At 66.9% G+C, this 20,917-nt stretch carries 20 protein-coding genes; 12 read left to right on the top strand and 8 right to left on the bottom strand.

Features of this window, described 5'->3' with window-relative positions; translation table 11 throughout:
- The first annotated feature begins 14 nt into the window (after nt 1–14).
- Nucleotides 15–956 carry a LysR family transcriptional regulator gene (locus HCU76_RS11100; protein ID WP_218509266.1) on the top strand — a complete coding sequence of 314 codons (942 nt, stop codon included), beginning with the start codon at nt 15–17 and terminating at the stop codon, nt 954–956.
- Nucleotides 957–993: 37 nt separating this feature from the next.
- Here the strand turns inward: HCU76_RS11100 and HCU76_RS11095 are convergent, their stop codons facing one another.
- From HCU76_RS11095 to HCU76_RS11075, 5 genes are read right to left on the bottom strand one after another with little or no spacing between them, the layout of a single operon-like run.
- Nucleotides 994–1,698: an ABC transporter ATP-binding protein gene (locus HCU76_RS11095; RefSeq protein WP_218509265.1), complete on the bottom strand. Its 705-nt coding sequence runs from the start codon at nt 1,696–1,698 to the stop codon at nt 994–996.
- Between the two features lie 18 nt (nt 1,699–1,716).
- The gene (locus tag HCU76_RS11090) at nt 1,717–2,472 is read right to left on the bottom strand and encodes an ABC transporter ATP-binding protein (RefSeq protein ID WP_218509264.1); all 756 of its coding nucleotides are present in this window, start codon (nt 2,470–2,472) and stop codon (nt 1,717–1,719) included.
- Nucleotides 2,459–3,487: a branched-chain amino acid ABC transporter permease gene (locus HCU76_RS11085; protein ID WP_218509263.1), complete on the bottom strand. Its 1,029-nt coding sequence runs from the start codon at nt 3,485–3,487 to the stop codon at nt 2,459–2,461. The genes HCU76_RS11090 and HCU76_RS11085 overlap by 14 nt, the downstream gene beginning before the upstream one ends.
- An 11-nt stretch (nt 3,488–3,498) precedes the next feature.
- The gene (locus tag HCU76_RS11080; protein ID WP_218509262.1) at nt 3,499–4,383 is read right to left on the bottom strand and encodes a branched-chain amino acid ABC transporter permease; all 885 of its coding nucleotides are present in this window, start codon (nt 4,381–4,383) and stop codon (nt 3,499–3,501) included.
- 9 nt (nt 4,384–4,392) lie between these two features.
- Nucleotides 4,393–5,610, bottom strand: coding sequence for an ABC transporter substrate-binding protein (locus HCU76_RS11075; RefSeq protein ID WP_256354121.1), 1,218 nt, complete (start codon nt 5,608–5,610; stop codon nt 4,393–4,395).
- Nucleotides 5,611–5,707: 97 nt separating this feature from the next.
- Here HCU76_RS11075 and HCU76_RS11070 point away from each other — a divergent pair, with 97 nt between their 5' ends.
- From HCU76_RS11070 to HCU76_RS11055, 4 genes are all read left to right on the top strand, one after another.
- A complete protein-coding gene (locus HCU76_RS11070) occupies nt 5,708–6,409 on the top strand; it encodes a TetR/AcrR family transcriptional regulator (RefSeq protein WP_218509261.1) in 702 nt (233 codons plus the stop codon).
- Between the two features lie 105 nt (nt 6,410–6,514).
- Nucleotides 6,515–6,955: a VOC family protein gene (locus HCU76_RS11065; protein WP_218509260.1), complete on the top strand. Its 441-nt coding sequence runs from the start codon at nt 6,515–6,517 to the stop codon at nt 6,953–6,955.
- Between the two features lie 25 nt (nt 6,956–6,980).
- Nucleotides 6,981–8,216 carry an FAD binding domain-containing protein gene (locus HCU76_RS11060; protein WP_218509259.1) on the top strand — a complete coding sequence of 412 codons (1,236 nt, stop codon included), beginning with the start codon at nt 6,981–6,983 and terminating at the stop codon, nt 8,214–8,216.
- A gap of 15 nt (nt 8,217–8,231) precedes the next feature.
- Entirely contained in the window at nt 8,232–8,858 is a 627-nt protein-coding gene (locus tag HCU76_RS11055) for an antibiotic biosynthesis monooxygenase (RefSeq protein WP_218509258.1), read from the top strand.
- A 46-nt stretch (nt 8,859–8,904) separates the two neighbouring features.
- Here HCU76_RS11055 and xsc read toward each other — a convergent pair whose 3' ends face one another.
- The gene (xsc, locus tag HCU76_RS11050) at nt 8,905–10,725 is read right to left on the bottom strand and encodes a sulfoacetaldehyde acetyltransferase (RefSeq protein ID WP_218509257.1); all 1,821 of its coding nucleotides are present in this window, start codon (nt 10,723–10,725) and stop codon (nt 8,905–8,907) included.
- A gap of 174 nt (nt 10,726–10,899) precedes the next feature.
- Here xsc and HCU76_RS11045 point away from each other — a divergent pair, with 174 nt between their 5' ends.
- The 6 genes from HCU76_RS11045 (at nt 10,900) to HCU76_RS11020 (ending at nt 19,052) form a co-directional block, all read left to right on the top strand.
- Complete coding sequence (locus tag HCU76_RS11045) at nt 10,900–11,733, top strand: IclR family transcriptional regulator (RefSeq protein ID WP_218509256.1); 834 nt, start codon at nt 10,900–10,902, stop codon at nt 11,731–11,733.
- Between the two features lie 31 nt (nt 11,734–11,764).
- Nucleotides 11,765–12,703 carry an AAA family ATPase gene (locus tag HCU76_RS11040; protein ID WP_213953635.1) on the top strand — a complete coding sequence of 313 codons (939 nt, stop codon included), beginning with the start codon at nt 11,765–11,767 and terminating at the stop codon, nt 12,701–12,703.
- Between the two features lie 391 nt (nt 12,704–13,094).
- Nucleotides 13,095–14,816, top strand: a complete 1,722-nt coding sequence (locus HCU76_RS11035; protein ID WP_218509255.1) for a cobalt chelatase — start codon at nt 13,095–13,097, stop codon at nt 14,814–14,816.
- Between the two features lie 225 nt (nt 14,817–15,041).
- Nucleotides 15,042–16,028 carry a tripartite tricarboxylate transporter substrate binding protein gene (locus HCU76_RS11030; RefSeq protein WP_213953633.1) on the top strand — a complete coding sequence of 329 codons (987 nt, stop codon included), beginning with the start codon at nt 15,042–15,044 and terminating at the stop codon, nt 16,026–16,028.
- 4 nt (nt 16,029–16,032) lie between these two features.
- Nucleotides 16,033–17,478: an aldehyde dehydrogenase family protein gene (locus HCU76_RS11025; protein ID WP_218509254.1), complete on the top strand. Its 1,446-nt coding sequence runs from the start codon at nt 16,033–16,035 to the stop codon at nt 17,476–17,478.
- Between the two features lie 8 nt (nt 17,479–17,486).
- The gene (locus HCU76_RS11020; RefSeq protein WP_256354120.1) at nt 17,487–19,052 is read left to right on the top strand and encodes an AMP-binding protein; all 1,566 of its coding nucleotides are present in this window, start codon (nt 17,487–17,489) and stop codon (nt 19,050–19,052) included.
- A 10-nt stretch (nt 19,053–19,062) separates the two neighbouring features.
- On the opposite strand, the gene HCU76_RS11015 is transcribed toward HCU76_RS11020, so the two are convergent.
- Together HCU76_RS11015 and HCU76_RS11010 are read right to left on the bottom strand one after the other, a co-directional pair.
- On the bottom strand, nt 19,063–19,374 hold the full coding sequence (locus HCU76_RS11015) for a DUF202 domain-containing protein (protein WP_371319789.1): 312 nt from the start codon (nt 19,372–19,374) through the stop codon (nt 19,063–19,065).
- On the bottom strand, nt 19,371–19,742 hold the full coding sequence (locus HCU76_RS11010; protein ID WP_213953629.1) for a YidH family protein: 372 nt from the start codon (nt 19,740–19,742) through the stop codon (nt 19,371–19,373). The genes HCU76_RS11015 and HCU76_RS11010 overlap by 4 nt, the downstream gene beginning before the upstream one ends.
- 202 nt (nt 19,743–19,944) lie before the next feature.
- Here HCU76_RS11010 and HCU76_RS11005 point away from each other — a divergent pair, with 202 nt between their 5' ends.
- On the top strand, nt 19,945–20,913 hold the full coding sequence (locus HCU76_RS11005; protein ID WP_256354142.1) for a phosphate acetyltransferase: 969 nt from the start codon (nt 19,945–19,947) through the stop codon (nt 20,911–20,913).
- The last annotated feature ends 4 nt before the right edge of the window (nt 20,914–20,917 follow it).

Genomic DNA, 20,917 nt, shown 5'->3' with positions numbered 1-20,917 from the left:
GAATATTGTTCAGAATGATCGAAAAATCGAATCAGCAGGATTTCCGCCGGCTGCGGCTGAACCTGCGGCAGGTCGAGGTGTTCGTCGCCACGGCGCGTGGCGGCAGCACGCGCGCGGCGGCCGACCGCGTGTCACGCTCGCAATCCGCCGCGAGCACCGCGCTGGCAGAGCTGGAAGCCGCCTTGGGCGCCGAGTTGTTCGACCGCATCGGCCGCCGCCTGGTGCTCAACGAGAACGGCCGCGCCCTGCTCCCCAAGGCCCAAGCGCTGGTCGAACAGGCGGCCGAACTGCAATCGCTTTTCAGCGCCGAACACGCGGCGCCGTTGCGCGTCGCGGCGAGCTTCACCATCGGCGAATACCTGCTGCCCGATCTGGTCGCGCAATGGACGCGCCTGCATCCCAGGAGCCACGTGCACCTGCGCATCATGAATACTTTCCAGGTCTCGGAGGCGGTGGCCGGCTTCGATGTGGACGTGGGTTTCATCGAGGGTCCGCAGACGCATTCCGACCTGGTGGTGCACCCCTGGCTCAACGACGAACTGGTGATCTTCGCGGCGCCCAACCATCCGCTGGCACGCCGCATTGCCACGCCGGCGCAACTGTCGCAGGCCACCTGGGCAGTGCGCGAGCACGGCTCCGGCACGCGGCTGGCCACCGACCACTGGCTGATGCAGAACCTCGAGCAGGTGCGCGTGGGCTTCGAACTCGGCAGCAGCGAGGCGATCAAGCGCGTGGTCGCAGCGGGCGACGGCCTAGGCTGCCTGTCGCGCTTCGCGGTGGCGCAGAGCCTGGGCGATGGACGGCTGGTCGAGCTGCGCACCAGGCTGCCCAAGGCGGCGCGCAAGCTGTCGATCGTGCTGCATCGGGAGAAGCGGCTCGGGCGCGCGACGACGGAGTTCCTGGCGCATTGCAGCGCGACAGCGCCGCGCGGGGCACAGGTGAAAACTCGACGCTGACCTGCCCGTTCCGTGGGCGCCCACAAACGCTTGCCAGCTACACCGCGCAGTACCGCTCCTGGATCGCGGCGTCCGCGAGCATGGCTTGCGCTGTGCCGGTGAACACGATCTCGCCCTGGTCGAGGATGTAGGCCCTGTCGGCGATGCCCAGCGCCAGCTCGACGTTCTGCTCGATCAGCAGGATCGTGACGCCGCGCTTCTTGAGCGTATTGAAGTACTCGAACATCTCGTCCACCAGCAGCGGCATGATGCCCTCGGACGGTTCATCAAGAAGCACGAACTTCGGCTGGGATGCCACGGCACGGGCGATGGCAAGCATCTGCTGCTCGCCCCCGGACATGGTGATGGCCTGCTGGTCGAGCCGCTCCTTGAGGCGCGGAAAGGTTTCCGCGATCTCCTCGATGACATCCGATTCGCGCCTGCGCAACGGCGACGCGAGCAGGCCCAGCCGGATGTTCTCCCGAACCGAGAGGCCGGGCACGATGCGCCGCTCTTCGGGCACGTAGGCCAGGCCGCGTGCAAAGCGGGCATGCGCCGGCAGGCCGAGGATCTCCTCGCCTTCGAAGCGTACCGAGCCGCGCGTCCTGGCGATCAGCCCGGCCACGCTTTTCACGGTCGTCGTCTTGCCCGCGCCGTTGCGTCCGATGAGGCAGACCAGTTCGCCCTTGTTCACCTTCAGGCTGATGGATTGCAGCACGTGGCTGGTGCCGTACCAGGCGTGCAGGTCGTTGATTTCGAGCATGGTGTTGTTCTTCCGATTTCAATGTTCGCGTTGACCAAGGTACACGCGCTTGACCATGTCGTTGGCGCGGATGTCGTCTGGCGTGCCTTCGGCGATCAACTCGCCGTGATGCAGCACGACGATTCGCTCGCTGATGCCCATCACCATCTTCATCTTGTGCTCGACCAGCACCACGGTGCGTTCCCCCACCAGCTTGCGGATCAGGGTCATCATGGTCTTCGTTTCCTCGGGGCTCATGCCGGCCGTGGGCTCATCCATCAGCAGCAGTTTCGGATGCGCTGCCAGCGCGACGGCGATCTCCAGCGCGCGCTGCTGCCCGTGTGCCAATTCACGCGCCAGGCGGCCTGCACGATCGGCCAGGCCGACGGTGTCGAGCAAGGTCGCGGCTTCGTCAGCCAGCGCGGTCAATGCCGAACGCCGGCGCCACAGGCCGTAGCGCGACACCTGTGCCTGCAACGCGATGCGCACGTTCTGCAGCGCCGTGAAGTTCGGGAACAGGTTGGTGATCTGGAACGACTTGGCGATGCCGATGTGCGCAAACTCGTGCGGCTTCAGGCCGGTGATGTCGCGGCCTTCGAAGAAGAGGCGGCCATGGCTTGGCGAGAACGCACCCGACAGCAGGTTGAAGTAAGTGCTCTTGCCGGCGCCGTTGGGTCCGATGATGGATGTCAGTACGCGCGGCCGGATGGCGACGCTGACGTCCTTCAGTGCGGTGAAGCCACCGAACTGCTTGGAGACGCCGCGCGTCTCGATGATGGCTTCAGCGTGCGTCATGTTGAATCCTTTGCAGCAGCGTGCCCCACACACCCTTGGGGAAGAACAGCACGAACAGCACGAACACCGCCCCCACATAGAGCTGCCAGTGCTCGGTCCATGCCGAGGCGACGTCCTGGATCGCCAGGAACAGCGCTGCACCGACGAATGGGCCAAAGTAGGTGCCCATGCCGCCGAGCAGGCACAGCATCACGACCATGCCGGAGGTCGCGTAGTCGAGCGTCTCGATCGGCACGCTCGAAAGGTGGATCGCGTTCAGCGCGCCGGCCAGCCCGCAGAAGCCCGCCGACAACACGAACGCGAGCAGCTTGGTGCGATCGATGTCGAAGCCGCAGGCGCGAGCACGGGCTTCGTTTTCGCGCACCGCCTCGACCGCGCCTCCGAAAGGCGATGCGAGGATTCGTGACAGCAGCACCATCGCGAGCGCCACGAAGGCCAGGATGAAGTAGTACTTCGGCATCGGATCGAGCAGATTCAGGTGCAGGCCGAATGCGCTGATCTCGCCGACGTTCACGCCGCGCAGGCCGTTCTCGCCGCCTGAAGCCGGCAACTGGTAGACCAGGAAGTAGACGCACTGCGAAAGCGCCAGCGTCACCATCGCGAAGTAGATGCCACGCGTCCGGATGGCCAGCAAGCCCATCGCCAGCGCCACCACGCACGCCATCGCAACGGCGGCCGGAATGGCCCACCACCAGGCGGCACCGTGTTGCGCGATCAGGATGCCGGCCGTGTAGGCGCCCACGCCGAGGAAGGCGGCATGGCCAAAGGACAACAGGCCGGTGTAGCCGAACAGCAGGTTGAAGCCGACGGCATACAACCCATAGATGAGGATGTTGATGGCCAGCGACTGGTAGGGCATCAGCCACGGGAAGACTGCGAAGAAAGTGAGGGTGGCCAGCACGCGATGGCGAGCGATGAGGGCCGATGCCGACCGCACTCGCGTGGCGGCGTCGGAAGCTGCACTGGCCTTGAGGGCAAGCGCCGGCTCAGCGGTCGCGGCAAGGATGTCTTTCATGTCGGTACCTCTCAAGCCATCAAGCCCGCGCGACCGAACAGGCCCTGCGGACGCACCAGCAACACGCCGGCCATGATCACGAACATCGACACCTTGGCCGCTTCCGGAACGAACAGCACCGCCAGGCTCTCGACGACGCCGACCAGCAGGCCGGCGACCACTGCCCCCATCAACGAGCCCATGCCTCCGACAACCGTGACGACGAACGCCACCGTGAGCACGGACGACCCCATCTCGGGCGATACACCCTGCAGCGGTGCGGCCAGCACGCCGGCCAGCGCCGCAATGCCGGTGCCTGCGCCGAACACGATCAGCCAGACGCGCGACACGTCCACCCCCAGCACCCGCACGATCACCGGGTCGCGTGCTCCGGCCCGCACGATCAATCCGAACGAGGTTCGCTCGATGAGCAGCCACAGCGCGAAAAGCAGGACGGCAACCACCCCGATGACGAACAGGCGGTAGGTCGGGAAGTCCGCAAAGCCCAGGCTGGTCGCGCCCTGCAGGATGTCGGGCGTATCGAATGGCACGCCAGACTTGCCGAACACGATACGAACGCCCTCGACCATGATGTAGGCCAGGCCGAAGGTCAGCAGCAGCGGGTAATCGATCCCGCGACCGTACAGCGGTCGGATCAGCCAGCGTTCGCACAGCATGCCGATGGCGGCCACGACCAGCGGCGCGATCACCAGCGCCGCCCAGAAGCTGCCGGTCTGCTCGGCGGCGAACAGGCCGACGTAGGCGCCCAGCATGAAGAAGGCGCCGTGCGCGAAGTTGACGACCGTCAGCATGCCGAAGATCAGCGACAGGCCGACGGCCAGCAGCACGTAGATCGCGCCCAGTGCCAGCCCGGTGAAGAGCTGCAGCGCCAGCAGTTGGGGAGTGATGCCATCCATGGCGCGCACCTAGCCCTTCAGGCCCAGTTCGGCGCAGGAGCGCAGCAGCTTCTCGCTGGCGGGCTCGGTGTGCACCAGCCTGAAGACATTGTCCGGGTCGCTCGCGTCCTTCGGGTTCGACTCGATCACCAGCACCGATTGCACCGATTGCTGGTCACAGGCGCGGTAGTACTGCGGGCCTTTGTAGGTGTCGTACTTCAGCGAGCGCAGCGCGCTGGCCACCTTCTCGGTATCGCTGCTGCCGGCTGCCTGCACGGCGAGCAGCAATGACTTGACGGCCGAGTACGCCATCGCGCCATAGTCCGACGGCAGCCGGCCCGCATTGGCCGCCTTGAAGGCCGCGTTGAAGCTGCGTGCGGAGGGCGTGGCGTCCTGGATCGTCCACAGGTATTGGGTGCCTCCGACCACGCCGTCATAGGTTGCTGCGCCGCCCGCCACGCGCGAGGTGTAGGTCATGATGGGCGTGGCGAACTTGATCGATTTCTTCATGCCGAAGTCGGCGGCTTGCTTGATCGAGATCTGGTTGTCGCGTCCGAAATTGTTGAAGACCAGGATGTCGGGCTTCATCGCCTGGATCCGGGGCAGGAAGGTGGAGTAGTCCTGTTGTCCGAGCGGGTGCTTCACTTCGCCGACCACCTCCGCACCCATTTCCTTCGCGACCCGCGTGAAGCCGCGTGTCATCTCCTGGCCGTAGGCGTAGTCGGCCGTCAGGAACGCGATCCGGCTGCCCTTCCTGAACAGGTAGCGGCCCACCGCCTGCGAGGTCATGTGTGGATTGAGTGCTTCGTGGAAGGTGTACGGACCGGCGTCGCTCGCCTCGTTGATCACGTCCGACTGGCTTATCGAGATGTAGATCACCTTCCGCTGCCGCGTCACATTGTTGATCGACAGCTGCGTTGCAGCCGACAGGCCACCGACGATGAAGTTGGCGTGGTCCTTCTCGAGCAGTTCGAGCGTGCGCGTTGCGGCCTCACCGGGATTGAGCTTGTCGTCGCGCACCAGCAGTTCAGCCTTGCGCCCGGCAAGGCCACCGGCATCGTTGAATTCCTTCACCGCGAGCTCGGCATTGCGTGCCTGGTCCTTGGCCTCGGCGCCGTAGGGGCCGGTCAGTGGAACGGGCAGGCCGATGCGGATCGGCGGTTGTTGCTGTGCGTACGCGACGCCGCCGGCCAGCGCAAGGGCCATGGGGAAGAGGCGGCGGGCGATCGAAAGCGAGGTCCTGGTCATGAAAGCTCCTGTCTTGTTTATCGTTCGATAACTTTGATGCGTCGAATATAATTTGTCAATCGATAAACAAACCGGGAAAACCCTGAAGGAACCTCACATGGCGCTGGCTCGCATCCCTGGCTCGACCTCCAAAAAGCAGCGCGCGCCGAACTCGTCGGACGCCCCGACGGCGCCGCGGCGCCGGCTGGCACCGGAAGACCGGGAACACCAGATCCTGCAGGCAGCCATCGCCTTCTTCTCGCGCCACGGCTTCGATGCCAGCACCCGTGACCTGGCACGCGAACTGGGCGTGACGCAACCGCTGCTCTATCGCTATTTCCCGACCAAGGAGGCGCTGATCGACCGGGTGTACGAAGAGGTCTTCGTGCGGCGCTGGAACCCGGAGTGGGAAGAGTGGCTGGCCGATCGCTCGGTGCCACTGGCCGACCGGCTGAAGCGTTACCTCGAGGACTACGCCCGCTTCATACTTCGAGGGGAATGGGTACGCATCTTCATCTATGCGGGGCTCAGCCGCGGCGGCATCAACCAGCGGTACATGGCGCGCTTGCGCGAGCGGCATTTCCTGCTGATCGCGCGCGAGCTTCGCCACGACTACGACATCCCCGAGCCCGGCGATGCCGAGGCCGAGGACGACGAGGTCGAACTGGTCTGGGCCATGCATTCGAGCGTTTTCTACATCGGCGTGCGCAAGTGGGTCTACGAGATGCCGACCCCGAAGGACCTGAACCGCGTCATCGGCCTCCGGGTCGATGCCTTCCTGTCGGGCGTGCCGCAGGTGCTGAAGTCCCGGCGCGATTGAGCCCGTTCGTCTAGCAACGACAAGAGGCGGTGGAAAAAGCGCTTGCAGCCGACTCTGGAACGTCTTACTATTTATCTATTGATTACTTAATAGCAAAGGATGCACATGTCGATCGCCAAGCTCGCCCACTATTCGATCCGCAGCACCCGGCTCGAAGCCTCGCGCAAGTTCTATGTCGAGGTCCTCGGACTGCGCGAAGGTTTCCGGCCACCCTTCGACTTTCCCGGCCACTGGCTCTACCGCGGAGGCGACGAGGCCGAGTTCGGCGTCGTTCACCTGATCGGGATCGACAAGGACGATCCGCAGGGACTGGACGACTACCTGGGTGCCAAAGGCGAAGAAACCCTTTACGGCAGCGCCGCAGTCGACCACCTGGCTTTCCTCGCGACGAACCTGCCCGACATGCATCGCCGCCTCGACCAGGCCGGTTGCGTCTTCCGCGAACGCACCGTGCCGAGCCTGGGCCTGCACCAGGTGTTCGTGGAAGACCCGTCGGGAGTCACCATCGAGCTCAACTATCCCTCCCATGAAGCGACTCGCGCCTGAGGGCGCAGAACAGCAAGGAGACAAGATGATTTCTTCCAGAAAAGCCATCGTGATCGGGGGCTCCCTCGGCGGCCTGTTCGCCGCCAACATGCTGCTGCGCGCCGGCTGGGATGTGCACGTCTACGAGCGCGTCGCCGACGAACTGCAGGGTCGCGGCGCCGGCATCGTGACGCATCCCGAACTCATGGCGGCCCTCGCGACCGCCGGCATCGCGGTCGACGACGATTTCGGCGTCGAGGTCAGGCAGCGCATCACACTGGCGCAGGACGGCAGCGTGCGTGGCGCGCGCGACATGCCGCAGAAGCTGACGGCGTGGGGCCACATGTACCACGTGCTGCGCTCGGGCATCCCGGACGCCCGCTATCACAACGGCAAGCAATTCGTGTCGTTCACGCAGGACGAGACGTCGATCACCGCCACCTTCAAGGACGGCGAGCAGGTGCGCGGCGACCTGCTGCTGGCGGCGGACGGCCTGCGTTCCGCGGTCCGACAGTCATTGCTGCCTGGTGCGACGCCGGCCTACGCGGGCTACATTGCATGGCGCGGGCTGGTGGAGGAGTCGAGCCTGTCGCCACGCGCGCGCCAGGAACTCTTTCCGTACTTCGCGTTCGGCCTGCCACCGCGCGAGCAGATGATTGCCTATCCGGTGGCCGGCAAGGGCAACGCGGTCGAACCCGGAAAGCGCCGCTACAACTTCGTCTGGTACCGGCCTGCGGACGAAGCAACGACCCTGCGGGACATGATGACCGACGCGTCCGGCAAGACCTGGCCGGACGGCATCCCGCCGCCGCTGATCCGGCCGGAGGTGCTGGCCGAGGCACGCCGATCCGCCGACGAGGTACTGGCGCCCCAGTTCGCCGAGGTGGTGCACAAGACCGAGAGCCTTTTCTTCCAGCCGATCTTCGACCTGGAGAGTCCGCGACTCGCGTTCGATCGAGTCGCGTTGCTCGGCGACGCGGCGTTCGTCGCGCGTCCCCATTGCGGCATGGGCGTGACCAAGGCCGCTGGCGACGCCGTCGCGCTGGTAGACGCGCTTCAGGGCAACGACGACATCGCCACCGCCCTGCGCGTCTACGAGAAGGGCCGGCTCGCGTTCGGCCGTTTCATCGTGAGCCATGCGCGCGCGCTCGGCGCCTACATGCAGGCGCAGATCCGCACGCCCGAAGAGCAAGCCATGGCCGAGCGCTATCGAACGCACGACGCCGTGATGGACGAAACAGCGGTTGCACCTGCGATGCACCTGGTGACCGAAGGCGCGTGAGTCATGCACGCGGACATGCCGAATGCCACAAACGATGATCGGGAGCCAGGGCTGCGCACGGCAACCCTGAAGGATGTCGCGGCGCGGCCCCTGCCGCGAGGCGAGAGCATCACTGCCGTGATCAGGCACAGCTTGCGTCCGGACGCGATCCCGGCCTATGAGGCGTGGTTGAAGCAGATCGTGCCAATCGCGAAGCGATTCCCGGGCCACCGCGGCGTGCATGTGATCCATCCCGCACCTGGCAGCATGCTCTACACGATCACCATCCGCTTCGATTCGCTATTCCATGCGCAGGACTGGCTCGTTTCGGCCGCGCGCCAGGAACTGCTGCAGGAGGTGCTGCCGCTGCTGGAGAGCGAAGAAGAGATCGAGACGCGGAGCGGGCTCGAGTTCTGGTTCCACCCGGCGGCGGGACAGAAGCAGGCCCGGCGCTACAAGCAGTTCCTGGTCACGCTGGCCGTCATCTTCCCGCTGACGATGATCGTCCCGCGGCTCGTGAGAATCGTTTCGGACGCAATGCCTTTCCTGCGCAATACCTGGTCAGAGCACCTGGCGTCGGCGGCGATCGTGGTGGCGCTCATGACCTACGTCCTGATGCCCCGGATCACCAGCCTCCTCGCAGGCTGGCTCTACCGTCGATGACAGGCCAAGCTCTGCGAACAATCGTCGACGGCAGGCCAGGGCAAGCTCAGACGTAGTCCTTGTACTTGTCCAGGAACCGCACCGGCTTCGACAACGCATCGCGCCGGAACGGATCGCCCAGTTCCCGCGTGCACATGATCTCGATCACGCAGGTCTTGCCTTCGTTCATCTGCATGTCGATGGCCTTCTTCAGCGCCGGGCCGACGTCTTCCAGCTTGTCCACGACGATGCCTTCCGCACCCATCGCCTTGGCGATGCCGGCGAAGCTCTCGCTCTCAAGTTCGCCCGCGACGAAGCGGCGGTTGTAGAAGTCGACCTGGTTCTTCTTTTCCGCGCCCCACTGGCGGTTGTGGAAGACCACCGCCGTCACCGGGATGTCGTGGCGCACGGCGGTCATGATCTCGACCATGCTCATCCCCCAGGCGCCGTCGCCGGCATAGGCCACGGCCGGGCGATCCGGTGCCGCGCATTTGGCGCCGATCATGGTCGGCAGCGAGTAGCCGCAGTTGCCGAAACTCATCGGCGCGAAGAAGCTGCGCGGCTCGTCGAAGCGCAGGTAGCTGTTGGCAATGGCGTTGATGTTGCCGATGTCGGTCGAGACCATCACGCGCGGCGGCATGGCCTTCTCCAACTCGCGCAGCACCTGGCGCGGGTGCAGGTAGGTGCCGCCGGTCGGGGTCTTCTCACCCTTGGCTTCCTCGATGGCGTCGAGACTGAATTGGTCGCGCTCATGGGTCCACTCGTCGAGTTCCTTCTCCCATGCGGCTTTTTCGGCCTTGATGGTTTCGGCACGCGCGGCCTTGCTGGCATCGCAGGCGAGCGTCTTGCCGTCGAGGCGCTTGAGCAGTTCCTTGGCCGTGGCCTTGGCATCGCCGTGGATGCCGACGGTGATCTTCTTCACCAGCCCGAGGTTGGTGTGGTCGGCTTCGACCTGGATGATCTTCGCGTCCTTCGGCCAGTAGTCCATGCCGTGCTGCGGCAGCGTGCCGAAGGGGCCCATGCGCGAGCCGAGCGCGATCACCACGTCGGCCTGCGCGATCAGCTTCATCGCGGCCTTGGAGCCCTGGTAGCCCAGCGGGCCAGCCCACAGCGGATGGCTGGCGGGGAAGGAATCATTGCGCAGGTAGCCGTTGCATACGGGTGCGCCGAGGCGTTCGGCCAGTGCCTTGCACTCTTCCACCGCGTCGCCCATCACCACGCCGCCACCCGAGAGGATCACCGGGAACCTGGCCGTGGCCAGCAGTTCGGTGGCAGCGGCCAGGCTGTTCTCGCCGCCGGCGCTGCGCTCCACGCGCATGGGCTTCGGGATCTCGCAGGTGACTTCGCCGTAGAAGTAGTCGCGCGGGATGTTGAGTTGCGTCGGGCCCATCTCGGAGATGGCGCGGTCGAAGCAACGCGCGGTGAACTCGGCCATGCGCTTGGGATTGACCACGTGGCCCTGGTACTTGGTGAACTCCTGGAACATCGGCAACTGGTTGGCTTCCTGGAAGCCGCCGAGGCCCATGCCCATGGTGCCGGTCTCGGGCGTGATCATCACGACCGGGCTGTGCGCCCAGTAGGCGGCGGCGATGGCGGTCACGCAGTTGCTGATGCCGGGGCCGTTCTGGCCGATCACCACGCCATGCCGGCCCGACACGCGCGCATAGCCATCGGCCATGTGGGCGCCGCCCTGTTCGTGAACCACCGGGATCAGGCGGATGCCGGCCGGCGCAAAGATGTCCATCGCGTCCATGAAAGCGGAGCCCATGATGCCGAACATCTCGGTCACGCCGTTGGCCACCATGGTCTCGACGAAGGCTTCCGAGGGGGTCATCTTCTGCACGCCGGTGACGGCGGTGCGCGTATTCGCGGGGGGCTGTTGGGTCATGGAAAGTCTCCTGGTGGATCGGGGAAGGCGGCGGGACGGTGCCACGAAAGATGGAACGCGCTGTTCCGGATTCGCATGGCGCCGAATATAGGTGCGGACCGGGTCGGCGTCAAACCAATTTCAATTTTCGGAACGTTATGTACTATTTTTTGCAAAAGACTATGATCGCGCCCCATGAAGATCGTCAAGGGCCGGAAGGCCGAGCCAGTGGCGCAAGCAGTGCCGGAAAGCAGTGCCGACACGCCGGCGATGCGCCTCTTCGCGCTGCTCGAAACCATCGCGGCCAAGGACCAGCGCTACTCGCTGCAGGGCCTCGTCGAGGAGATGGGACTGCCCAAGCCTACGCTTCACCGCATGCTCCAACAACTGGAAGGCGCAGGACTGCTTCAGCGGGAGGGTGATGGCCGGCACTACGGCATGGGCACCCGCCTGCGCCGCCTGGCCGAGAACCTGCTCATGAACGACAGCCTGCACGGCGCGCGCCATGCGGTGCTGCGCCGCCTGGTGGAGGAAGTCGGCGAAAGCTGCAACCTCACCGCGCTCTCCGGCGGCGAGGTGGTCTACCTCGATCGCGTGGAGACGGCCGCGCCGCTGCGTTTCTACCTGCACCCCGGCTCGCGCGTGCCGGTGCATTGCTCGGCCAGCGGCAAGGTGTTCCTGGCGCAGATGAATCCGGCGCAACGCCGCCGCCTGCTGGCCAACGTGCCGCTGGAGGCCTACACCCCCAGCACGCTGACCGACCTGGCGCAGATCGAGGCCGAGATCGAGCGCGTGCAGAAGGACGGCCATGCCTTCGACAACGAGGAGTTCCTGCCCGGCCTGCTGTGCATTGCCGCGCTGGTGCCCAACCCCTACGGTCCTTCGAACCTCTGCCTGGCGGTGCAGGCGCCCGTGATGCGGCTCGACATGGCCAAGGCCAGGAAGCTGCTGCCCGCACTGCGGCGCGCCGCGCTGGCGCTGAGCCGACTCGGCATGGACGTCGACCCCGACACCCGCGCCCGCGCATGACGCCCCCACAGAGAACACGAGACCGCACGCCGTGACCGACACCGCCGCCCTCCTCCCCGACCGCCTGCTGAGCGTGCGCGACACCTTCGGCATCGACACCGACCTCAAGGTGCCCGCCTTCAGCGAACGCGACGAGCACGTGCCCGAGATCGACGCCGTCTACCGCTTCAACCCCGACGTGACGCTGGCCATCCTCGCCGGCTTCATGCGCGACCGCCGCGTGATGGTGCAGGGGCTGCACGGCACCGGCAAGTCGACGCATATCGAGCAGGTCGCCGCGCGCCTCAACTGGCCCTGCGTGCGCCTGAACCTCGACGGCCACATCAGCCGGCTCGACCTGGTCGGCAAGGACGCGGTGGTGCTGCGCGACGGCCAGCAGGTGACCGAGTTCCAGGAGGGCATCGTGCCGTGGTCGCTGCAGCGGCCGGTGGCGTTGATCTTCGACGAGTACGACGCGGGCCGGCCCGACGTGATGTTCGTGATCCAGCGCATCCTGGAGCGCGACGGCCAGTTCACGCTGATGGACCAGAACCGTGTGCTGCGGCCGCATCCCTTCTTCCGCCTGTTCGCCACGGCCAACACGGTGGGGCTGGGCAACCTCAATGGGCTCTACCACGGGGCGCAGCGGCTGAACCATGCGCAGATCGACCGGTGGAACATCGTCGCCTCGCTGGATTACCTGCCGCGCGAGGAAGAGATCGCCATCGTGCAGGCGCGCGTGCCATCGCTGGCCAATGACGAAGGGCATGCAATGGTTGCCAGGATGGTCGCGGTGGCCGACCTCACGCGCAAGGGCTTCGCGGCGGGCGACCTGTCGACACTGATGTCGCCGCGCACGGTGATCACGTGGGCCGAGAACGTGGAGATCTTCCGCGACGCTGAACTGGCCTTCAGGCTCTCGTTCGTCAACAAGTGCGACGAGGCGGAGCGGCCCCTGGTCGCGGAGTATTTCCAGCGATGCTTTCCGTGACTTGACCCTGACAGCGGGCACTGGAAATGAAACGCTTGCGACCTTCTCAGCCAGGCGAGTTCGTCGGCGGTGGGCGGGATCACGCCGACGGCGTACTCTGCTCCGCGAATGTCCCCCGCCGTCAGCCTTCGGCTGCCGACTCCTCCTTTATTTCGCTGCGCAGAGCACACCATCGACGTGATCCAACCGGACACGCAGTGTTTGATCGGCCGGCACGACGCTGCTTGTCCAGGGGCGAGGGCATCGGGTGTTCCCCGCAGCGAAATAAAGGAGGAGGCCGAAGGCCGGGGGACATTCGCGGAGGGGAATACCCGGTGTCCTCGGCCCGCGCTCTCGCCGTGGTTCGAGTCGCATGCGACGCGTGTTGCGCTCAGCGCAATGGAGCGCTGACATGAGCGACCTGCAGCAGCGCATCCGGCAAGAGCAGCGTATCGCAGAACTCTGCGCCGCTGCGATCCGTGCGGTGAGCGGCGAGCGCGACCTGCACTTTCGCGGGCGACGACTGCATCGCGGAAACGCGCCGCTGCCCTGGTTCGCACCACACCTGCATCCCTCCCCGGACACCGACGACTTCGATTCGTTCCGCGGTGCGGCCGATGGCATCGCCTTGCGCCTCAGCGCATCCGATTCCGAGTTGCATGCGCGGCTGAAGCCGGAGCCGGCGGTCGAGCGCTTCATCTTCGATATGCTGGAACAGTTCCGCTGCGAATCAATGGCGCCCCCATCGATGCCCGGCATGGTTCGCAACCTGCGGCACCGGCACGCGCAATGGTCGCTGGCCTTCCACCATTCGGGCATGACCGACACGGCCAAGGGACTGCTGCTCTACACCGTCGCGCAGATCTGCCGCGCCCGCGTGCATGGCGAGCAAGTGCTGGAAGAAACCGAGGACATGCTGGAGGCCACCCGCTTCGCGCTCTCGCCGCTCATCGGCCACGCGCTGGCGGGCCTGCGTCGAGACCGCACCGACCAAGCCGCATTCGCGGTACATGCACTGTCGATTGCTGGCACCGTCGCCGGCATGCTCGACGATGCGGGCGACGACCCACGCGACGCCTCCAGCAGCGAAACCGAATCCGACAACCAGCGCCAGCTCTTCAGCCTCATCGCCGAGATGGACCGCGAGTTCGAGGAGGCTTTCGCAGTGGCCGACGCGGGCCGCAGCAAGGTGCTCGACGATGCGGCTGGCGGCTACCGCGTGTTCACCACCACCTACGACCGGGAGCACGAGGCCGCCACGCTCGCGCGCAAGGCCGTGCTCGTGGGATACCGCGAGCAGCTCGACCGCCGCATCGCCGCCCAGGGCGTCAACGTGGCCCGCCTCGCGCGCGAACTGCGCGCGCTGCTCGCCGAGCCGGCGCGCGACGGCTGGGACGGTGGCCAGGAGGAAGGCAGCATCGACGGCCGCCGCCTTGCGCAGTTGATCGCCTCCCCGACCGAGCGGCGCCTGTTCCGCCGCGAGCGGCACGAGCCCGTGGCCGACTGCTGCGTCACCTTCCTCATCGACTGTTCGGGCTCGATGAAGGCTCATGCCGAGTCGGTCGCGATGCTGGTCGACGTGTTCGCGCGCGCACTGGAGCAAGCCAGCGTGACCAGCGAAGTGCTCGGCTTCACCACCGGCGCGTGGAACGGCGGCCGTGCGATGCGCGACTGGCAGCGCGCCGGCAAGCCCCCGCACCCGGGCCGGCTGAGCGAGCGCTGCCACCTGGTCTTCAAGAGCGGCGAGACGCCGTGGCGCCGCGCGCGCCCTTCCATCTCGGCATTGCTCAAGGCCGACCTGTTCCGCGAAGGCATCGATGGCGAGGCCGTCGACTGGGCCTGCGCCCGCCTGCTGTCACGCGCGGAAGAACGCAAGCTGCTGCTGGTGATCTCCGACGGCTCGCCGATGGACAGCGCCACCCAGCTCGCCAACGACACGCACTACCTCGACCACCATCTGCGCGAGGTGGTGTCGCGACACGAGCAGGCGGGCCAGGTCGAGATCGGCGCGATCGGCGTCGGGCTGGACCTGAGCCCGTACTACCTGCACAGCCAGGTGATCGACCAGGCGGCATCGACGGGCAACCAGGTGTTCCGGGAAATCGTGGGGCTAATGGCCAGGCTCGGGCGCTGATATGAGTCCTGCGCCATGGGGTTCGGCCGATTGCGCCGGAAGCGCTCACATTGGCCCTCCGGATCGCGTGGTCGGCAATCCGCGTCTGCACCCGCGCGACACGTGGCATACCCGAACTGGCGCGCGCGCCCGCCCACGGCTATGCTGCCCGCGAGCCATCACACCGGCTCGATGCGCCATGCTGCGCGCTCACCCAACTATTGCGAACAGACGGAGCAACGAAGAATGAACTGCCTTGCACGCTTGCTCAGGTTCAGCCTGCTCGCCGCCATGGCGCTCGGCGCCGGCCTGGGCGCCCAGGCCCAGCCCGCCAACGACTACCCCACCAGGCCGATCCGACTCGTCGTCCCCTACCCGCCCGGCGGCGGCACCGACGTCATCGCGCGCATCGTGCAGGAGCGCATGCAGGCGCTGCTCGGGCAGCCGCTGGTGATCGACAACCGCGGCGGCGCGGCCGGCTCCATCGGCACCGACATGGTGGCCAAGGCGGCGCCCGACGGCTATACCGTGCTGTTTACGCTGTCGTCGCACACGATCAACCCCGCCATCTACCCCAAGCTGCCCTTCGACACGGCCAGGGACTTCGAGCCGGTCGGCATGGTGGCGTCTCTGCCGCAGATCCTCGTGGCCTATCCGCAGTTCAGGCCCAACACGATCGCCGAACTGGTGACGCTGGGCAAGGAGAAGCCGGGCACGCTGTCGTTCGCGTCGGTCGGCAACGGCTCGCCCGGGCACCTGGCTGGCGAGTTGTTCAAGCTGCGCACCGACGTGGCGATGACGCACATCCCCTATCGCGGCGGCGGCCCCGCCGTGACCGACGTGATGGGCGGGCAGGTGCCGCTGCTGTGGGTGTCGATTCCCGCGGCGGCGCAGTTCGTGAAGGCCGGCAAGCTCAAGGCGCTCGCCGTGTCGACGACCAAGCGCAGCGCCGCCTTCCCCGACGTGCCGACCATGCAGGAGGCCGGCATTGCCGATTTCGACGTCGACTCCTGGTACGCGGTGTTCGTGCCGGCCAAGACGCCGAGGCCGATCATCGACAAGCTCAGCAAGGCCATCGACACCGTCGTGCACGAACCCGACATCCGCGACAAGCTGCTGGCCCAGGGCAGCGAAGGCGTCGGCGGCACGCCGGAGGCCTTGGGCATGGTGGTCAACGCCGAGCTCGCGCGCTGGAGCAAGCTGGTCAAGGAAGCCCACATCTCGGTGGATTGAACGAATGGCACAACCGACATCTCCCCTGCCCGATGGCCCCATCGCCGAACTCGTGGCCCGCGCCCGCGCCGCGCAACGCATCTACGAAACATGGTCGCAGGAACAGGTCGACATGGCCGTGGTCGCGGCGGGCTGGGCCATCATCGAGCCCACCCGCAATCGGGAACTCGCAGAGCTGGCCGTTGCCGACACCGGCGTCGGCAATGTCGAGGACAAGGTCCGCAAGAACCACCGCAAGACCTTCGGCCTGCTGCGCGACCTCAAGGGCGCGCGTTCGGTGGGCGTGATCGCCGAAGACCCGGCAACGGGCATCGTCGAGATCGCGCGGCCGGTGGGCGTGGTGTGCGCCATCACGCCCTCCACCAACCCCGGCGCGACGCCGGCCAACAAGATCATCAATGCGCTCAAGGGGCGCAATGCGGTGATCGTCGCGCCTTCGCCCAAGGGCTGGTCCACGGCGGCGCGGCTCATCGAATTCATCCACCAGCAGTTCGACCGCATCGGCGCGCCGCACGACCTGGTGCAACTGTTGCCGGCCCCGGTCAACAAGCAATCGACGGCGGAGCTGATGCGCCTGTGCGACCTGGTGGTGGCGACCGGTTCGCAAGCCAACGTGCGCGCCGCCTATGCGAGCGGAACGCCGGCCTTCGGCGTGGGCGCGGGCAACGTGGCCGGCATCGTGGACGAGACGGCGGACGTGAGCGCGGCGGCGGACCGCATCGTGCGCTCGAAGACCTTCGACAACGCGACCAGTTGCTCGTCGGAGAACAGCCTGGTGATCGTCGACGCGGTGCGCCCGCGGATGCTGGCTGCCCTCAAGGACCGCGGCGCCGTCATGCTCGCCGCCGCGCAGAAGGCCACGCTGCAGGCGTTGATGTGGCCGCAGGGCAAGCTCTCGCCCGCCGTCATCGGCCAGTCGGCGCGCGCCATCTGCGAGCGCGCGGCCGCCCTCGACGGCGCCAACCGCGAGGGGTGGCTGGCCATTGCCTCGACCGACCCGCGCATCCTCATGGTCGCCGAGGATGGCGTCGGCCATGACCATCCGTTCTCCGGCGAAAAGCTGAGCCCCGTGCTTGCCATCTATGCGGCGCGCGATTTCGAAGAGGCCGCGGCGACGGTCGCGCGCATCTACGCCTACGAAGGCGCGGGCCATTCGGTCGGCCTGCACAGCGCCGTGCCAGAGCGCGCGCTCCAGCTCGGCCTCCATCTGCCGGTCTCGCGCGTGATCGTCGACCAGGCGCACTGCATCGCCACCGGCGGCAGCTTCGACAACGGCCTGCCCTTCTCGCTCTCGATGGGCTGCGGCACCTGGGGCAGGAACAATTTCTCCGACAACATGAACTACCGGCACTACCTCAACATCACGCGCATCTCGCGGCCGATACCGGAGCGCGTGCCGAGCGAGGAAGAAATCTTCGGCGCGTACTTTGCGCAGCACGGTGCGGACTGAACATGGGGTTGGCGCGCACCGTTCATGAACTGATCGAGCATCGAGCGGCGACGCAGCCTTCCGCGACCTATGCAGTGTCCGCCGAGGACGGCCGCCGCATCGACTACGCCGAACTGGCCCGAGGCTGCCGCACCGTCGCGGCCGTGCTGCAACGCAATGGCGCGCGACAGGGCGACACTGTCTCGATCGTGATGCCCAACGGCCTGCAGACGCTGCGCCTGCTGCTGGGCGCGATGCATGCCGGCTTGTGCGTCAACCCGGTCAACCTGGTCTCGCAGCCCGAGCAGATGCGCTATGTGCTGATGCACTCCGACTGCCGCACCGTGTGCGTGGCGCCCGAATGGGAGGCCCGCGTGCGCGCCATGCTGGAGGACATCGGGCGCGAGGTGGCGGTGCTCGTCGTGGACCCGGATGCCGCGACCCTGCCCGGCGAAACCGATGAATCCGATCAGGCAATCCAGGCACCGGCACCCGCTCCCGACGCCATCGCCCTGCTGATGTACACCTCCGGCACCACCGGCCAACCCAAGGGCGTGATGCTGACCCAGGCCAATCTCTCGGCCAATGCGCATGCCATCAGCCATGAACACGCGCTGGCCACCAGCGACCGCGTGCTGGCCGTGCTGCCGCTCTATCACATCAACGCCTTCGCCGTGACCATGCTCGCGCCGCTCGCGCATGGCGGCAGCCTGGCGATGCCGGCGCGCTTCTCCGCCGGCCGCTTCTGGACGCAGGCGACGACGACGCAATGCACCTGGATCAACGTCGTGCCGACGATGATTTCCTACCTGCTCGAGGGCGACGCACCGCCGCGCGATGAGACGGCCGCGATCCGCTTCTGCCGTTCCGCGTCCGCCGCCCTGCCGCCCGAGCATCACCGCGCCTTCGAAGCCATGTTCGGCATCGGCATCGTCGAGACCATGGGCCTCACCGAGACCGCGGCGCCCTCCTTCTCCAACCCGATGGCGCCGCAGCAGCGCAAGCTCGGCTCGGTCGGCCGCGCGTCAGGCTGCGAGGCGCGCGTGATCGACGCGGCACTGCTTGAAGTGCCCGACGGCGTCACCGGCGAACTGGCGATTCGCGGCCCCAACGTCATGCTCGGCTACTACAAGAACGAGCAGGCCACCCGCGACAGTTTCACGCCCGATGGCTGGCTGCGCACCGGCGACCTGGGTCACCGCGATGCGGACGGCTTCTTCTTCGTCACCGGCCGCATCAAGGAACTCATCATCAAGGGCGGCGAGAACATCGCGCCGCGCGAGATCGACGAGGCCCTGCTCCGGCACCCCGCGGTGCGCGAAGCCGCCGCGGTGGGTGTGCCCGACAAGCACTACGGCCAGCAGATCGGCGCATGCATCGTGCTGCGCGAAGGCATCGCCGTCGATGAAGCCGCGCTGCGCAGCTTCTGCGAGACAACGCTGGGCCGCTTCAAGACGCCGGCCTACTTCCGCATCGTCGACGACCTGCCGCGCGGACCGTCCGGTAAGGTGCAGCGCCTCAAGCTCGCTCCCCTGTTCGACATGCAGGAAGCGGTTGCGCAAGGCGATGCGTCCAATGCGGCGCGAAAGGCGTGAAGATTTCGATTCACATCCTTTCGATCAGCGTTGCGGCAATGGAAACCACGGCCCCGACGCAAACAACCACGGCCGTCCACTTGAGCAGGTGGCCGGCCGGCGCGACGCGCACGCCCGTGCTCACAAGATCAACCCGCCGCCGCATCGCGATCAGCACCAGCCCGAGCGCGCCGAACAGCATCACCGCACCGCCCACGCCCAGCAGCACGCTGTGGGCGGCGAGCGCCAATTTCAGGTAGACCACGGCGCAGACCAGGGCCGAGATGGCCGTGCGCGTCCACGCCATCGCCGTGCGCTCCGGCTGCAGGCCCGGGTCCCTCACACCAGCCCCGCAAGCGCCAGCGTCACCAGGACTGCGGAGGCGAACAGCAGCAAGGCCAGCACAGCGAGCGACTTCGAGCCCGGCAGCGGCCGGTCATGGCGCATCGCGATCTCGTTGCCCCTCCAGCGCCAATACGCCGCGGCGGCCAGCAGCGCGGCAATGCCGCTGCCCACCACCGCGAGCACCGACACATACGGATGCCCGGGCGAGCGCGTGGCCAGCTGGTCGAACAGCACGGCGCCCGCCAGCAACGCGAGCGCCGTGCGGACCCAGGCGAGGAAGGTGCGCTCGTTCGCCAGCGAGAAGCGGTAGTCAGGTTCGTGGCCTTCCCGCTGCCACGCGGGCCGGCGATCTGGTGGTGGGTTCATGGCAAGCCTCATCGATCGGATGGCACAAGTATCGACTCGCTCGCAGCGAGCGCGATACGGTGCACGGACCCACGATACAAACGCGCACGCCGCCTGTCTTGATACGGCCTTGATCCAAAGGCACACTTACGCTCCTTCAGCGGGCGCCAGCCAGGCGCCGTGCCCGGACTTCCTCCAGTCAATCGCACTTCGCGCAGGGGCGCTGCGCCAACCATCCACAAGGCAGGTCACCATGGACAGACCCCACGACAAATACAACCGCCTCATCGAGCGCTGCCAGGCGCTCACCCCCACGCCGACCGCGGTCGCGCATCCCTGCGACCAGAGTTCGCTGGAAGGCGCCCTCCAGGCGGCGCGGCTGGGTCTCATCGCACCGATCCTCGTGGGGCCGACCGCCCGCATCCTGGCCGTGGCCGAGGCATGCGGCCTGGACCTCACGGGCATACCCATCGTGGACGCCCCCTTCAGCGTCGCCTCCGCGGAGATGGCCGTGCAACTGGTGCGCGAGGGCAAGGCCGAGGCGCTGATGAAGGGCAGCCTGCACACCGACGAACTGATGGGCGCGGTGGTCAAGAGCGGGACGGGCCTGCGCACCGCGCGGCGCGTGAGCCATTGCTTCGTGATGGACGTGCCCGGCCATGACGACGCACTCATCATCACCGACGCGGCCGTGAACATTGCGCCCACGCTCGAGGTCAAGGCCGACATCCTGCAGAACGCGATCGACCTCGCCCACGCGCTGCAGATCGACGAGGTGCGCGTGGCCGTTCTCTCGGCGATGGAAACCGTCAATCCCAAGGTGCCGTCCACGCTCGACGCCGCCGCCCTGTGCAAGATGATGGACCGGGGCCAGGTCACCGGCGCGCTCATCGACGGCCCGCTGGCGCTGGACAACGCCATCGACCCGGAGGCCGCACGCGTCAAGGGCATCAAGTCGCCGGTGGCCGGTCGCGCCAACGTGCTGCTGGTGCCCGACCTGGAAGCGGGCAACATGCTGGCCAAGAGCCTGTCCTTCCTGGCCGGCGCGGACACGGCGGGCATCGTGCTCGGCGCGCGGGTGCCGATCATCCTGACCAGCCGGGCCGACTCGCTCATCGCCAGGCTCGCATCGTGCGCGGTGGCGGCGCTGGTCGCGCAAGCCCGCCGCGAAAGCGCCAAGCTGCTAGGCTGACCGC

It is taken from the genome of Variovorax sp. dw_308 (assembly GCF_019207085.1).
Classification (GTDB): domain Bacteria; phylum Pseudomonadota; class Gammaproteobacteria; order Burkholderiales; family Burkholderiaceae_C; genus Variovorax.
This window is presented reverse-complemented; position numbering and strand designations above follow the sequence as displayed.